Origin of the sequence: Limimaricola sp. (assembly GCF_016125575.1) — a bacterium.
Classification (GTDB): Bacteria; Pseudomonadota; Alphaproteobacteria; order Rhodobacterales; family Rhodobacteraceae; genus WGLM01.
Genome location: NZ_WGLM01000005.1, coordinates 69,620 through 87,734 on the forward strand (window position 1 = coordinate 69,620; position 18,115 = coordinate 87,734).

The 18,115-nt window shown below is 64.7% G+C and carries 1 protein-coding gene (only partly in view); it reads left to right on the forward strand.

The window, feature by feature from the left end; all coding sequences use genetic code 11:
* Positions 1-18,115 carry the 5' portion of a CARDB domain-containing protein gene (locus GC146_RS11925; protein ID WP_291838710.1) on the forward strand. The gene runs 16,184 nt beyond the window's last position, so only the first 18,115 of its 34,299 coding nucleotides appear in the window; it begins with the start codon at positions 1-3; its stop codon lies off the right edge, out of view.

Consider the following 18,115-nt stretch of genomic DNA (forward strand, 5'->3'; position numbering starts at 1 on the left):
ATGGAGGCATTGGAACCGAGGGTCCTGCTCTCGGCCGATCTCATGCCGATTGCCGGAGCAATCTCTGTTCCGGGTGAAGTCGACCGCTACGTCATTGCCATGGCCGATCCGGCACGGGTCAGTTTCGATGCGCTGACCCAGAGCGATCTCAGTTGGGCCCTGACCGGACCGGACGGCAATACGGTTGGGGCTGTCTTCTCTCAAAGTGACGGACCGGGGCGAAGCCAGTACGCGCTGGACTTGATGCGCGGCAGCTACACGCTCAGCGTGTCCGGGCAGGACGGCCAGACCGGCGATTACTCATTCCAACTCAATGATATGTCTGAGGCGACGGTCATCGCCTCGGATACGGACGTGGCGGTATCCCTGCCCACAGGGCGCGAAAGCCGCAGTTTCGCCATCGATGCAGCGGCGGGGCAAACGCTGCGGCTGGCGTTTTCTTCGGGCGCGCAGACCAACCTTGGCAGTTGGTATCTGGTCGATCCGTCGGGCAACGCGGTGGCTTATCACAACTCTTTGGGCAACGAAGATATCACGTTGAGCGAGGACGGGCGTTACACGCTGGTGACCGAAGGTGATATTGGAAATTCTGCATCTGTCGATTTCAGTTTCCGTTATGCGCTGTCAACATCGACGACGCAGGGCTATTCGCCCGGCGATACCGTCAGCGGATCGCTGACCGGTACCAATGATCGAAATGCATACGTCTTTAGCCTGAGCGCTGACGCGGATGTCTCGCTGACCGGCACGCTCAATTCGGGCAGCGTCAACTGGGAGTTGCGTTCGCTGTCGGGCACAATTGACGGCGAGCTTGCCGGGTATCTGAACCGCACCAGTGATGTCCGCAACTATTCTCTGAAAGCGGGCACTTATGCCTTTGTCGTGACATCGCGTGGCGGACCGGCGGATTACGATTTCACGCTGGCGCAGACCGGCGCCTTTACCGGCACCGCCCCGGATGAGACGCGCAGCAATGCCACGCTGGATACCGCACTGACAGGCACCCTGACGCGCGCGGGCGAGGTGCAGCGGTTTGATTTCAGCCTGACTGGCGCGACGGATCTGGCGCTGGATGCGCTGCTGACCAACAACAACCTGCAATTTTCGATCGAGGCGATGGATGGCACGCGCCTGACGCTGTCCTCGGCCAGCCAGTCCGATTTATCCCGCTCTGTCGTGACGCTGGCGGCGGGGGATTATGCGCTGCTGGTCAAGGCACGCAACGCGACGGCGGGCGATTTTGGCGTCAGGCTCAGCGATACTGGCGCTGCCACGTCGATCGCCCCCGGGGATACGGTCGACGCGGCGCTTGACGCGACCCGCCGCACGCAGAATTTCACGGTGAATCTGACATCGGGCGACCGCATCGTGCTGGATCCGACCGCGGCCAGCGTGTCTGTGGGCCGGACCGATAATGGTCAATGGCGGCTGATTTCGCCTACGGGCAAGGTCGTGACGTCGCTGGACGCCGCAAGCAATGCGGTTGCGGTTGTCGTGACCGAGGACGGGCCTTACCGGCTGGAGGCCACGCGCACGTCGGGGTCCAGTTTCACGCAGATGAGCCTGCAACTGCGGCTGGCGCCTGTGCCCGAACACGTGCTGACCCTTGGTGATGTCCAAAGCACGACAATCGCCGCCCCGGATGACCAGAGCGACTATCTCTTCACGCTTGCCAGCAGCGGTGATGTCTTCTTCGACTACCTGACTTCGGATCTGGATCAGGGCCGGTTCCGCTACGAAATCCTGAACGCCGATGGCACGGTCGTTGCGGCGCAGGCGCCCTATGGAGCGCCCGACGCCACCCTGCATCATCTTGAGGCGGGCAGCTATCGTCTGCGCATCTCCACGGTCTATGAAGATACCGGCACGATGGATTTCCGGCTGTTGCGGGCCAGCCCGATCGTTCCGGTGACGCTGGACCAGCAGTTGACCGGCGCGCTCGATCCGGCCGGGTCTGCACTTCTCGTCAGCTTCGATGCGACAGCAGGCCAGCGCCTGACGCTGGAAGTGGCCGAATTTGCTGGCAATACAACCTATTACGGGGCGCAAGCGCGGGTGATCGGGCCGGATGGCACGATCGTGTCAACGGCCTCGCCGCAAAACGGCAACCCCGCGTTCGATATCCCGCGCAGCGGGCGCTACCTGCTGATCGTCGATCCGCGCAACGGCCAGTCGCAGCCGATCAGCTATGACATGGTCCTGCGCGATGCCAGCCGCAAGACGGGCACGCTGACGATCGGGCAGGAGGTGGCGGGCAGCATCGACGTGCCTTATCAGCAGGCCAGCTACAGCTTCAGCCTCGATCACCGCACGCAGCTTTTCCTCGACCAGCTCGACTACGGCACGGCCAGCTGGCAGGTGGTCGATAGTCTCGGCCAGGTTGTCAATACAGGTGCCGATCAAAGATTTGGCGCCTATGTGCCAGACCGCCGGGCCTTTGCACTGGATGCCGGCCAGTACCGCCTTGTGGTCACCGCCGACGGGACAACGACGCCCAGCTATCGCTTCATGCTGCGCGACCTGGCCGAGGCGACACAGGCACCGCTGCGCAGCACGATCGCGCTGGACGACAGCGCGCTGGCAACCTTTTACAAGCTGACATTGGGGTTTGGCGACACGGTGGTGCTCGATCAGATCGTGACCGACGGCAAAGGGCGGTGGGCGCTGCTGGATCCCGATGGCGTGCTGGTGAGCAACGGTATCGCCACTTACGACTGGTCCGGCACCGTCTGGAAGCCCGGCGATTATACCCTGATCTATGATCGCAACCCCGGTGAAACGGCGCCCTTTACCCCGCAATTCCGCCTTTCGACCACGCAGGTTGCGACCGCGGCCCTGACCATCGGGGACAGCGCCACCGCCAGTTTTGCGGTGCCCGGCGATGCGGTGGATTACAGCTTCACGCTGGCGGCCGACACCCGGCTGATGATGGATTACCTGTCCAATAGCGGCCACACTCAATGGACGTTGTGGCGCGCCGACGAGGCAGGGCAGGTGGACCGCGCGCTGCTGACTTCCGGCTCTGCCCGCGAGCAGGTTTTCGCGCTGTCCGCCGGAGACTACGTGCTGCGGATGGAGGGCACGTCCGACTACAAGGGCGACGAGACGTTCCGATTGCTGGATTTCGCCACCGCCACGCCCCTGACCGACAACGTTTCGACCAATCTGGTCACGCTTGATCCGTCCAGCGGGACCGCCCTGTTCGACTGGACCGGCAGCCGCGGCGATCTGGTCGATCTGACACGCTTGGCCGCCTCGGGCGGTTCTTTCTATTTCCAGATGTATGATGACGCGGGCACGCTTGTTGCCGCGGACAATTCGTTGCGCGACCAGACGGGCATCCTGCTGCGCCGCAACGGGCATTACACCGTCCTGATCAACGGTGTGATCGGCAACTCCGCCCCCAGCGCCAGCTTTGCCTTTGTCATGCACAAGACCGGATCGCAGCCCGAGACGGTGCTGAGCGGTGACACGATCAGCCTTGGCCAGACGGTCAGCGGCACCACGGGCGCCGTGGGCGAGGTGACCAGCTACCAGCTGACGCTGGCCGCGGCGCAGGCGCTTCTGATCGACGGGCAAACGGCGGTGGCGGGTGTTACGATCGAGATCGTCGATGCGCTGGGTCGCGTGGTGGAACCGCGCGCGCTGAACAGCTCCCTTTCCGGTCCGCTGAAAATGACCGGGCCTGCCGGCGATGCCTGGCAAGCGGCGCTGCCTGCCGGCGATTACGAGGTGCGGATATCCGCGACCACGGCCAGTGCCGGCTACGCGTTCCGGCTGGTGTCGCGGGCCGAGGCGCCGTCGCTTGTGCCGGACGTGCCACAGGTTGTGCCGCTTGACCCGGCCAACGGCATGCAGGTTTTCGACATCGCCGCGACGGCGGGCGACTGGATCGATCTGGAGATGTCCAGCGACGGCGACTACCAGGACTGGATGCTGCTGGACCCTGACGGCAGACGCGTCGAGTACGACACATACCTCAAAGGGGTGTCGCATCATGCGTTGCGCACCGGGTCCTACACGCTGGTGATCGATCCGCGCGCCGGCAACGTCGTGCCACGCACGCTGACGGTCACGCGCCGCGATGGGGCGCCGCAGCCATTGACGCTGGGCACGCCGGCCGAGGTGAGCCTTGCACAGGTGGGCTCTGTCGCGCGCTACGCCTTCACGCTGGACGAGGCGAAACAGGTTTATCTGGACACCCGCTATGCCTCGGCAGGCATGACCTGGCAGATCCTTGGTGCCGATGGCCGGGCGGTGATCGATTCACGGATGGACTTCGCCCTCGACAAGCTGGTGCATCTGGAGGCGGGCGAGTACCAGCTTGCGATCCATTACAACACTTTCAGTGCGCCCCCCTTCAGCATCCGACTGCTTGATGTCGGGGCCAGCCGCCCGATCGGGTTGAACGAGATCGCCAGCGTGTCCCAGGTCGCGTCAAGCGATGTCAGTCTCTTTGCCTTCGACGCTGTGAAGAACCAGCCGCTTGTCGTTGATATCACGTCTTTTTCGACCAGCACTTATGGTGGCAGCTACTGGGTCATCGGCCCCGATGGCCGGATTGTCGCGAACCGGTCGCTGGACGATTTTTCGGCCTTCCAGCCCGAGGTTTCGGGGACCTATACGCTGGTCATCATTCCCCCCGGCGGGCGTCCGGACGGGCTGGACTACGGGGTTCGGGTGATCCCCTTCGCGCAATCCATGCGCGACATCTCGTTTGGCGAAAGGGTGCGCGAAAACCTTCCCGAAACCGGGGGTGCATTGGTCTATACTTTCCGTCAGCCGGCAGAGGGCGAGGTCTATTTCGACAGCCTGACGAACGACGCTGGCCTCTACTGGACGATCCTGTCGGGCGACGGCGTGGCGGTGGCGTCGGGCCAGTTTTCACGCGACGGCGGCGATCTGTCGCGCGTGTTGCTGACCGCTGGCGATTATCGGCTGCGTGTCACCAATGCCAAGGACGATACGCCCGAGGTGGCGTTCCGGCTGCTGTCATTTGCGGATCTGACGCCGGCCACGCAAGGCCAGCCGATGCAGATCGAGATTGACCCGGCCAGCCTGACGCGCGGGTTCCGGATTGATGGCACGGCCGGACAGCGGGTGACGCTTGACCTGCCTGAAGGCCGCCAGAACTACGTGACGATGCGGCTGGTTGCGCCCTCTGGCAAAGAGGTTTTCGTTCAGTCCAACGTCGCAACGGGCAATATCATCACCCTGCCGGAAACCGGCACTTACGCGCTGTTGTTCGAAGGGCCGATCAACAGGACCGACAGGATCAGCTTCACCGCAAACATGCTGGATGTGCCGCTGCCCTCGCGCATCCCGGTTTCGGCAGCGGCCCGCGCCGCACCAGACTTCGTACCCGAAACACTTGCTGTAACGGCCACCGGACCCATCACCGCAGGCGGGCCTGTCACTGTCCACTGGACGCTCCGCAATCAAGGCAGCGCCGCCGCCGCTGCCGGGCGCGATCGGGTGGTTCTGCGCCGCGCCGATACCGGCGAGATCGTAGGCCTGAGCGTGACGGCGGGCGGGGCCGTCATCGCCCCCGGCGATACGCTGTCGCGCGCGGTCAACATCGTGCTGCCCTCGGGCGCATTGGGCGCGGGCGACCTGATTGCCGAGGTCGAGGTTGATATCACCAACAGCGCCGACGAGACCGATGCGGGCCTTGCCGGCGAGCAAAACATTCGTGCCAGCCTCGCATTCTTTTCGAACAACAACCTGCTGCCCGATCTGGTGATCGCAAACGTCACGACGACACCGGCGACGGGCTATGCCGCGGGCGATCCGGTAACGGTCAGTTGGGACGTCACCAATGCCGGTGGCGCGCCGGTGACCAATGACTTCGCGGTCCAGCTGCGGGTCGTCAACGTCTCGGCAGGAAACAAGACGCTTGCGCTCGTCTCGTTGCCCGTCTCGGCGTCAGGGTCGGCACCGCTCGGGGTTGGCGATACCCGCACGCAAAGCACGACCATCGACTGGCCCGCAGGCAGCGACGGCGCGGGAGAGTTCAATTTCGTCGTGACAGCCGATGTCGATACCGTGGTGACCGAGAATAATTCGGACGGCACGGGCGAGAGCAATAACAGCACCGTTCTGCCGCTCACTTCGGCCGCCGATCTGGTGCCGGCCGATCTGACCGTTGACGCGACCGATCCGCATGCCGGCGACACCGTCACGCTGACATGGACCGTGCGCAATGATGGTTCGGCCGGTCCCTACGGCGATTGGGTTGACCGTGTGCGCATCTACAACGAGACGACGCGCCATTACGTCTTTTCGAAGGACATCACCTTTGTCCCCGGCAGTGCCGGATTTCCGGGCCCGGGCGAAAGCCGGGTGCGCACCCTGACGCTGGCACTGCCAGAGGGTGCGGAAGGCGCGGGAACACTGCGCGTGGATGTGCAGCTTGATGTGGGCGGAGCGCTGCGCGAGGTGAATGACACCGGCGATGCCGAAACCAACAACCGCACTGTCCTGACCTTCACCTCGGCCGAAAAGGCCTATCCCGATTTGAGCGCGGCCGCGCCCGTGCTTGCCTCGACGGCGCAGGCGGGCGCACCAGTTACCCTGCACTGGGTGGTGGACAATAGCGGCACCGCCGATGCGGGTGCGCGCCGTGATGCGGTCATCCTCAGCCGGGATAACCAGTTCGGCAACAGCGATGACATCACGCTGGGGCTGGTCGATGTGGCAGGCCTTGCGGCTGGCGCCAGCCGCGAGGAAAGCGCCACGCTGGTGCTGCCGATCACGCTGAATGGCGATTACTACCTCGCGGTGCGGGCCAACAGCGATGGCGCGGTCGAAGAAGGCGGTAACACCACCAACAACCTTTCGGCAGCGACGCCGGTCACCGTTGCACCGGCCAACACTGCCGACCTTGTGGTCGAAGCGGTGGCGGCGCCAACCGTGGCCAGTTGGGGCGACCGGATCGACGTCAGCTGGCGGGTTGCCAATACCGGAACCGCGGCTGCCAGCGGCTGGTCCGACCGCGTCTATCTTTCGGCCGATGGCACGCTGGATTCGGGCGACCTGCTCTTGACCGAACAGGCGGCGGGACAGGCGCTTGGCCCCGGCGAAAGCGTAACCACAACGGCGCAGGTCGATGTGCCGGGCGGCCTGACAGGCAGCTATTACGTGATCGTCGTGACCGATATCGGCAATGATGTGGCCGAGGGCGATGGCGAGACCAACAACAGCCGCACCGCGCTGGAGCCGATGACGATCTCGGCCCGCCCGACGGCCGATCTTGCCGTGACCGATATCGTCGGGCCAGAGCGCGCCGCACCCGGCACGACCGTGACCGTCGGGTGGACAGTCAAGAACGAGGGCGAAGCCGAAGCCCGCGCCCCGTTTTCGGACCGTGTCTACCTGACCCAGACCGGCAGCCTGAGCGGCGCGCGTTACCTTGGCGTTGTTACTCGCAATGCGCCGCTCGCGGTGGGCGCAAGCTATGATGCCAGTCTTGATTTCACCATGCCGGATCTTGCCGACGGGACATGGACGTTCCTTGTCGTCACGGATGCCGCCGGGCAGGTGTACGAGCAGGGGCGCGAGGCCAACAACACCCTGCTTGATGACGTCTCGCTGGGCCTCGACACACCCGATCTGACGATCATCAACGCCGCCGCGCCCGACACGGCGCGTTCAGGCGATCTGGTCACGCTCAGCTGGACGGTCGAGAACCGGGGCACCGGCGAGGCCGTCAACTCCCGCGTCGACAGGGTGTATCTCTCGCGTGACGGCACTCTCGACAGCGGTGATATCCTGCTGGCCGAAGAGACGACCGGGTCCTTGGCGGCGGGTCAAACGCAAAGCTTTCAGACCGATATCGCGCTGCCCTTGGCGGCAGACGGCGCTTATCAGCTTTTATTCGTCACCGACGCCGGCGATGCCGTGGTGGAAAAGGCGGGCGAGGACAACAACGTCGCAAGCCGAGATTTCACCATCGCCATCGCGCCCTATGCCGATCTTGCCGTCAGCGACGTGACCGCGCCATCGCTGACCGTGGCTGATCCGGCGACGATCACCGTGGCATGGACTGTCAGCAACCTGCGTAATGAGAGGGGGTCCGAGACCGGCTGGCAGGATCGCGTCTATGCCTCGCGCGATGGCGTTCTTGGCAACGGTGACGACTTTCTGCTTGGCAGCTTTGATCATGCCGGGGCGCTGGACGGCGGCCAAAGCTATCGCCGGTCCGAGGCGATTGACCTGCCGCCCGGTTTTTCCGACAGGCTGACCGTTTACGTCGTGGCCGACTATGGCGGGGCGGTCTTTGAAAACGGTTCGACCGCAAACAATCGTGCGGCGGCACCCGATCCGGTCGATGTCGCGCGCGCCCCGTTCGCCGATCTGAAGGTCACCTCCATCGCCGCTGATGCGACGGCACAAAGCGGCACACAGCTGGCCTTGCAATGGGTGGTGCAGAATGATGGCATCGGCCTGACCGATCAGGCGCAGTGGAGCGACCGGATCATCCTGTCACGCAATCCCGATGGCAGCGGCGTGGTGGCCAGCCAGTCCTATACGCACCTTGGCGTTCTTGCGGTGAACGAGACTTACCAGCGCAGTGGTACCATCACGGTGCCCGACGGGTTGGAGGGGACGTTCTACGTCCGGGTTGAAACCGGCGGACCCTACGAATTCATCCATACCGACAACAATGTCTCGGCCCTGCGCGAGGTGGCGGTGACCCTCGCCCCGTCGCCCGATCTGCGTGTTGCCGATATCGCCACGCTGGACACGGCCAATGAAGGCCAGGAGATTGACGTGGCCTGGCGCATCCTGAACGACGGGGCAGGGCTGGCCGACGGGCAATGGACCGACAGGATCATGCTGGTCCCTGTCGATGCCGGCCTGCCGACGATCCAGCTTGGCAGCTTCACCACGGCGCGGACGCTGGCGCCCGGGGCCTCTTACCAGCGCACCGAGCGGGTGCGCCTGCCGGCGCGTATTCAAGGGGCCTACCGTTTGACGGTGGTGACCAACGCCGACCGTGGTATCTATGAAAACGGGGCAGCGGCAGACAATAACACCACCGCCGATGACCGCCCCATCACCATCTCGCTGAACCCGCGGCCCGATCTTGGCGTTGCCTCGATCGTCGTGGCGCCGACGGTATCGGCGGGTGCCGGGATCCAGGCGACGTTCGAGATCGTCAACCAGGGAAGCGTCGCTGCCACCGGCACGTGGCAGGATAGCGTCTATCTGTCGCTTGATGACAAGCTGAGCCCTGACGACATCCTGATCTCGCGCGCCGGCAACCCCACGTCGCTGGCAAATGGCGAGCGTTATTCGGTGACCAGCGATATCGGAACGGTCCCGCTGCGCTGGTCGGGCGACGCCTATGTTCTGGTTGCGGCCGACAGTAGTGGGTCGGTTGACGAGTATCCGTTCGAGGGTGACAACGTCGTCGCGCAGCGGTTCAACGTTGAAGGTCTGCCGCGGCCCGATCTTGTCACCTCTGGCGTGGTTGCGCCGTCGCAAGCGGTGTACGGCTCGCAGATCGAGGTGCGTTACACCGTGACCAACAACGGTGTCGGCGCCACGCTGGACGATACATGGCGCGATACGATCTGGATCGCCCGCGATCCGCGGCGGCCCAACACCGCCGCCTTTGCCGATGTCGCGGGGGCCGATTTTCTGAAAGGCAACTCGGCGCGCCTGCTGGCCACCGTAACCCATCAGGGCATGCTGGCGGTGGGCGAAAGCTATGACGTGGTGATGCAGGTCACCATCCCGCCGGACCTGCCTTCCGGCAAATATTACATCACTCCGTGGTCCGACAGTTACGATGCGGTGCTGGAAGATACGCTGGCGATCAACATCAACCCTGACGACCCCAACGAGATCGACAACAACAACTACAAGGGCAGGGCGATCGATATTCTGGGCTACGAGCCTGTCCGCCCCGATCTGGTGGTCAGCGACGTGACCAGCGCCGGCCCGGTTGTCGCCGGGGCCGCATCGCTGGATGTGTCTTGGACGGTCAGCAATGACGGCCTTGTCGGCACCGATGGCGGCTGGGTCGACCGGGTGTACCTTTCGGACCAGGCGGAATGGGGGGCAGCTGGCGCAACGCTGTGGTCGCTGGGTGATGTCCGCCGCGAGGCCGGATTGGGCGCAGGTGAAAGCTACACCGCGTCGGCCAGCTTTGATCTGCCGCCGACTGCGACCGGGCAATACCTTTACGTCATCACCGATGCCTCGGTCCACGGGCATCAGGCTGTTGTCGAAGAGAACGAGGACAACAACATCGCCAGCGGCAACGCCGACGTGACCGCGGAACTTGCAGATTTGCGGGTGATCGACGTGTCGGCCAGCACCGGCAACCTGTCGGGCGAGACGGCGACGGTCAACTGGACGGTAGAGAACGTTGGCGCCGCCGTCTGGGATGGCACCGCCTATTGGCGGGATTCGGTCTGGATTTCGCGCGACAAGACGTTCGACCGCAGCCGCGCCACCTATTTGGCCAGTGTCATCCATTCCAACGCCGACGGGCTGGCGGCGGGCGGACTTTATTCTGCCAGTACCGAAGTGACGATTCCGGCGGGCTTTGACGGCGTCTATTACATCCATGTCGCTACCGATACCGACGCCTATGGCAACCTGCCGCTCTCCGAAACCTTCAAGGGGGATGCGGCGACCGTGCGCGATGGCTACGCGCGCAGCGTGGCTGAAAACCCCGATGACCCGACAGGCAATTTCGGCCGTGGCGTGACGCAAGTGACCTATGCCGAGCCCGATCTTGTCGTCTCCGATCTTGTCCTGCCCGATGCGGCGACGAGCGGCGACAGCCTCAACATCGTCTTTACCGTCACCAATTCCGGCAGCAGGGCCACACGCGAGAGCCGTTGGACCGACCGGGTGTTCCTGTCGCGCGACGGCTCTTTGGACTCGCAGGATTATCTGCTGGGCAGCTTCGATCGCAGCGGCGCGCTGGGGATCGGCGAAAGCTACATGACGCAGGCGCTGGTGGATCTGCCGCAGGGGATCTCGGGCGATTTTCACGTGATTGTCGAGACTGACAGCCGGTTCAGCAACGGCAACGTCTACCAGGGATCGACCGTGCGCACCGGCCTGCCCGGACTGGGAACGGCCAAGGATCTGGTCCCTGAATTCGCTGGAGAAGGCAACAACCGCACCAGCGGCGTCGTTTCGGTCGCGGCGGGGCCGCTGGCCGATCTGGCGGTTACGACGCTGACCATTCCGCAACGCGCGGTGACCGGCCAGCCGTTTGACCTCAGCTATGTAACCCAGAACCTCGGCCAGCGTGATACCAGCGACGGCTGGCGCGACCTGATCTACCTGTCTCGCGATGAAACGCTTGATCCGAAACGCGATTTCTACCTTGGTTTTGTGGACCAGATCGCGCCGCTTGAAGCCGGGACCAGCCGACAAAGCTCTGCCACGGTCAAACTGCCCAAGGGCATCTCTGGCAGCTATTACGTCTTCGTGCTCAGCGATCAGACTTCGGCCGCGCGCCCGGCGGGCACGGTTTTCGAAGGCGGTGGTGCGCTGGAGGACAACATCACCAGCAGCGCCCAGCCGCTGTTGATCGAACAGAACCCGCCGACCGATCTTGTGGCCTCGAACCTGACGGTGACGGGCGGCGACATGCAAGGTGGATCGATCACCGTCGATTGGACTGTCACCAATGCCGCGCCGGTGGCAAAAGCGGAAGGTGCATGGTCCGACGCGGTTTACCTGTCGCAAGACGGCACGTGGGACATCGGCGACATCTACCTGGGCCGGTTCCAACACGCGGGCGGGCTGGCCAGTGGTCAAAGCTACGCCGGTACACTGACCACCAAGTTGCCTGTCGTTGCTGACGGGGCATGGCGGGTGATCCTGCGCAACGACGCGCGCAATGACGTGCCCGAGGGCGCGGGCGAGGCCAATAACGAACTGGCCTCGCAAAACGCCATCACCCTGACCTCCCCGGTGCTGACGCTGAACGAGGCGGCAGAGTTTACCGTGCCGGAGGCGGGCGAATACGTTTATCGGCTGGATGTTCCAGCGGGCGAAACCTTGCGCGTGCGGCTGAGTGGCGGGGATCCGCAGGCGCTACGCGAGGTGTTCGTCCGCGCCGCCAACATGCCGACACAGTCGGTTTATGATGTGGCCGCGACAACGCCCTTCGGGGCCGAACAGGTGGCGGTCGTCTCCTCCACCGAGCCGGGGGAATATTTCATCCGCCTGCGCATCGATCCGGGAACCGCGCCCTCCGATGCGCCCTATCGGCTGGTGGCCGATTTGATGCCGTTCCAGATCACGTCTGTCACGCCGGATACCGGCGGCTCGGCGCGCTTCGTGACGATGACGATCGACGGTGCGGGGATCAAGGAGGGTGCAATTGCCAAGCTGTCGCGCCCCGGCATTGCCGAGTTCCTGCCGGTATCGGTCAAGCGGATCGACGCCACCCGGATGATCGCGATCTTCGACCTCGCCGGTGCGCCGCACGGGCTTTACGACGTCGTCGTGATCAACGCCGATGGCGAACAGGCGATCGACCCGTACCGCTATCTGGTGGAAGACACGCTGCCGCAGGATGTGTCGGTCGGCCTCAGCGGGCCGCGGGTGGTCGCGGCGGGGCAGGCGGGTCAGTACGCGGTGGTGCTCGACAGCCTGACCAATGTCGACACACCTTATGTGTATTTCACCTTCGGTGCGCCCGAGATGGGCACGAGCGACATGGTTTACGGCCTGCCTTACCTGTCATTCTCGACCAATGTCGGTGGTGGGTCGGATGCCGCGACGGACGGGCTGGGGCTGACCGGTGCGCAGGCAGAGGTCAATCTTGCGGGCCGGCTTCTGGCGCCGGGCTACGCGGTTGATCTGGCGGCCAAGGACACGGCGCAACTCAACTTCTCGGTGCAGACCTATCCCGGTCTGCAGGCCTTGATCGACCGTGACTTCGACGCGCTGCGCGCGGCCCTTTACGATCATGATCCCGCGTTGGCAGAAGCCGATGCGCTGGCCGGCGGCGTCGAGGATCTGCAGGCCGTCGATCCGCTGCTTTACCAGATCATGACCGATCCGAGCTTCAAGGTCGTGTCGGGCGATCTGCCGTGGTACCTACCGTTCCAGTTCAACGTGATGGCGGCGGCAACCCCCATGACGCGGGACGAGTTCATTGCCGCACAGACGGCCGATGCCGAAACGTTGCGCCAGGCGGTGCTGGCCGATCCCGATGCCGCGCCTGCCCTGCAGACCCTGGCCGCCGATGCCGAAGGCTGGACCGGCGGATTCCTCAAGGCGCTGATGGATGCGGGGCTGTTGCGGGACGAGGCCGCGGCCCCGCCTGTCTATGAACAGACCCGCGTTGCCGGTCTTGTGGCCACGCTATCGCAAGGGCTGGTGTTGGGCCCGGCCGGCGATGAAATTCGCACCAGCGGCGATCTGGTGTCGTTCTATGCCAAGGTGCGCGAGTGGTATGGCAGTTCGACTACGGGCGAGGTTGCCCCCGTGGCGCGGCAGGACCTGCGCGCGCCGCCGTTTGGTATTCCGTTCGATGTGCCAGTGCCGGCCTTGCCCGATCCGGCCAGCTTCGATCTGGGCCTGTCGCACGCCACCAGCTTTACCGCGTTCAATATTTACGCGCCCTGGGTCGGCGATGGGGCTGTCAACCTTCCTGACTTCGGCTCTGACGCGACAACCAGCGCGCTGGTCGCCCTCAATCTTGGCCGCCTGACCGATGTCGCTGCCGCAAAAGGCGCGTCCTACCTGCGCGGCCCGGTGGTGGCCACCGGTGGCGACTGGGTGCCGGGCGGTGTCGCGCTGCCCCACGAAATCGGATTTTCGCTCGATTCCGCTTCGCCGCAATCCTCGCATGATCTGCAGATCGTGACGCGGCTGGACCGATCGCTTGATGCGCGCAGTTTCCGGCTGGGCGGGATCAGGCTGGGCGATCTGGACGTCAAGGTTCCGGCCGGACGGCCCGTTTATCAGACCGATATCGACCTGTCGGGAAGTCGCGGCTTCGTGTTGCGGGTGTCTGCCGGTGTCGACATCGCCTCGCAGACCGCGACATGGCGCTTGCAGGCCATTGATCCCGCCACTGGCGAGGTGATGGAGGGCGACAACCTTGAGGGCCTGCTGCGGCCGGGCGAAACGGGTCAGGTATATTATTCGATCTACCCGGCCGATGATGCGGTGGACGGTGTTACGGTCACGGCCAGCGCGACCATCCTGTCCGATGTCAGCGCCCCACAGGATACCGGCGATTTCACCTATCGGCTCGATCTGGCCGGACCGCAGACCAGCGCAAGCGTCACGCCGATTGCCGGCACCGATGACATGCGCATCGACTGGAGCGTGACCGACGCCGGATCGGGTGCTGCGACATCGACCATCTACGTTTCGCGCGGCGGCGGCGCCTTCGAGGTGGTCGCGAGCGATCTGACCACGCGCAGCTATGTCTGGCATGGGACGGGGGGCGAGACCCCTGAATTCCTGGTTCTGAGCACCGACAAGGCGGGCAATATCGAGACTGCACCCGCCGGGGTGAGGGCGGTTGCGCCTGCGCCCGATTTCGGCGTTGCCGACGATATTGCCCAGACGGTGGCGGCGGCACCCGCAGCACCGGCGACAGCGCCAGCAGCTGATCCGGGCAACGCGCTTTTCATCGCAGCGCTCGATGCGGTGCCCGGCTCGCCCTCGGCGGCCCGCCCATCGGTCTATACCGGCGTGATCGCACCTTTTTCGTTGGCGGCCTTTGCCGGCTACGACGCGGGCGGGCAGGGCGGGGTTGGTGTCTTGGCCCTCGCCGAACTTGACGATGGATCCATCCTTTATTCGGCCGGTCCCGACCGCGCCTGGCTTTACAAGGTCGACAGCACCGGCGCTGGCAGTGGCGAGCCGCTGGCCCGTCTGGAAGCCCCGGTCTACGACTTGGCGCAGGCGCCTGATGGCAGGCTTTGGGCCACCTCCGGCGGTGGTGCGCTGCTGGAACTCGATCCGACCACGGGCGAGATCCTGAACCGGTTTGGCGCAGGTATCGGCCAGTCGGTCGTTGTGGACGGCAGCGGGCAGATCTTTGTGACCACCAATGACGGTATCGCGCAATTCGATCCTGTCAGCGAAACCTTCACCACCTTTGCGACGGGCCGGGTGGGCGATCTGGCGATTGCGCCAGATGGCGCGCTCTGGGCCACTGGCTGGCCCGACCGGGGCAACATCCTGCGCTATGACAGCGATGGCACGGCAACGCTGATCGCTGCAACCGGCGCGCCGCTTGACAGCCTGACCTTCGGGCGCGCGGGTACCGAATTTGAGGGGCTGGCGCTAGCGACCTCGGTGGGCGAAGGCGGCGTGGCGCGGCTGTTTGCCGTCGATCTGGCCTCCTACGACGTGGTGTCGATTGCCGCCGGGCAGACCCGTGGCGAGGGCATTACCACGCTATCGGACGGGCGCATCCTCGTGGCGCACAGCACCGGGATCGACACCTTGCAGCCGCTGCGCACCCCTGCCGTCGTGGCAACATCCGTGCAGGACGGCGCGACCTTCTCGCATCCGATCGCCACCTTCTCGGTTCAGTTCGACGATGACATGGCAACCGAAGGCGCAGGCTCTGTCCTGAACCCGGCCAATTACGCGTTGGTCGATCAGAACGGTGACATTCGGCCCGTCACTGGCCTCTCTTGGGACGCCGCGACACGGACGGTGACTGCCAGCTTCGAGAGCCTGCCGCTGGGCATCTATGCGTTCAACGTTCTGGACACGCTGCAAAGCAGCCGGGGCCAAAGCCTGGGCGCTTTGACAACCGTCAATTTCACCCGGCTGAACGATGTTACAGCCGATGTGAAGATCTCGTTCCGCGATACCCGCTACGATCGGCAGACAGGTGTCGTGACCTATGCGGTGACGGTCGAGAATATCGGGGTCAAACCGTTGCGCGGCCCGATCCGGCTGACCCTCGACCCCGCCGATATCACCGGCGATGGCACCCCGCTGGTGGGCACGCAAAGCGGCGATATCTGGCTGGTCGATCTTTCGGGGCAGATCGGCCCCGATGCCGAACTGGCGCCCGGCGAAAGCACCGAGGCGCTGGCCGTGTCGCTTCTGCTGGACGACGCGCAACGCGCCATTTTCCGGCATGGTGTGCGGCTGCTGCCGGGGGTCAACGCCGCGCCGGTCTTTGGTGACGTCGGACCGAATAGCGCGCAGGTTGGCGTGCCATACCTGTTTCAGCCGATCGCCACGGATATCGACAGTGCCCAACTGGGCTACACCCTGGTCTCTGGGCCTGCGGGCATGACCGTCGACCCGGTCACCGGCGCGGTTGCCTGGACACCTGACGCGGCCACGCCGGCCGACGTCGATGTGACCTTGCAGGTCTATGACGCGCAGGGCGCGTTTGACGAGCTGAACTGGCAGATCTCCGTCGCCGGAGCCAACCATGCGCCGGTGCTGCAAGCGCCAGCAGCGCAGATCCAGATTGCCGAGGGCGAGGTTCTGCGGCTGCCTTATCTTTATGATGACGCCGATTCCGATGCGGTGGCCATCTTCGCCGACAACCTGCCGCCCGGTGCCTATGTCGATCATGCGACACAGGATCTGGTCTGGCAGCCGCAACCGGGGCAGGCCGGCCAATACAATGGCGTGGTGATCGGGGCCACCGATGGCACCCTCTCGACCCGGCAAAGCTTCAATCTGGTGGTCACGCCGGGCGTCTTCGCGCCAAAGGTGGCCACGCCGGTGCCCGAAACCCTGCGCGAGGGCGATCCGCTGCGGGTGCAGATCGTCGGGGCCGACGCGCGCGATGCACCCTTGACCTTTACCTCGCCGCTGCTGCCTGCCGATGCCCATCTGGATCCGAAAACCGGCATATTCGAATGGACGCCGCGCTACACGCAGGCGGGCGCGTATCACATCCCCGTTGATGTCTCGAACGGCAGTGCCACGACACGCGTGACGCTGGATATCACGGTCGAGAACGCCAATGGCGCGCCGGTCCTGCAAGGCTTTGACAACTGGACGGTGACGGAGGGCCAACAGCTTGAATTCCGCACCAACGGCTTTGACCCCGACAATCCCGGCTACGTCTTGCCGGAACGTGCGGCGGACGGTTCACTGCTGGATTACGCAGGCTCGATGCGGGCAAGTCTCAGCTACACGGTCGAGGGGCTTCCGGACGGCGCCACCTTCGACGCCGAAACCGGCACGTTCAACTGGCTGACCGATTATAGCTCGGCAGGGCTGTACCATGTCCGCCTGACAGCCACGGATGACGGTGATGGCACCGGCACACCGTTGTCCTCTTCGGTCATGATCACAATCAAGGTGGAGGATTTCAACCGCCCGCCAGTGCTGGACGATCTGCCCAACATCACGGCGCAGGGCGGCGAGGTGGTGCGCATCCCGCTGACCGCTCTGGACCCGGATGGCGGCCCGCTGAGCGTGCAGGCCACGGCCACCCGCGCGGCCGGGGCCGACCAGATCAGCCTCGATCCGACGCCGATTGCTCTCGATGGCACCTCCGGCTTTGGCCGGGTCGTCCAGACGGCGCAAGGTCAGGTGCTTGAGATCACGCCCGGCGATCTGGACCGGGGTGACTGGCGCATTGACCTGCGACTGCAGGACGATGGCAACGGGAACCCGGCCGGCGCGCTGGCGGCCGAAGGTAGTTTCATCCTGACGGTTGAGGGGGCCAATCTGCCCCCGGTTCTGTCGCCGGTGGCCGGCTTGGTGGCCGTGGTAGGACAAGAGCTGAGCTATACCTTCACCGCGCAAGACCCCGAGCGCGGCAGCCTCAGCTTCGAGATGTCGGGACTTCCGGACGGTGCGGTGCTGGATACAAGCGAGCCGGGCAAGGCCACGTTGCGTTACACGCCACTGGCTGGCGACAGTGGCAGCCATACGCTGGTTCTGACGGTCACCGACGCGGGCAATGGCGATCCCACGGCACGGCTTGGCGACACGATCAGCCTGCCGGTCCTCGTCCGCAGCGCCAACGCCGCCCCGCTGATACAGCCCCTGGGCCCGTTGGAGGTGGCCGAACTGGACACGCTTGATGTCAGCGTGCTGGCCTCCGATCCGGACGGTGATCCGCTGACCTTCACGGCGACGGGGCTGCCGGACGGGGCCGTGCTTGACCCGTTGTCGGGCCGGC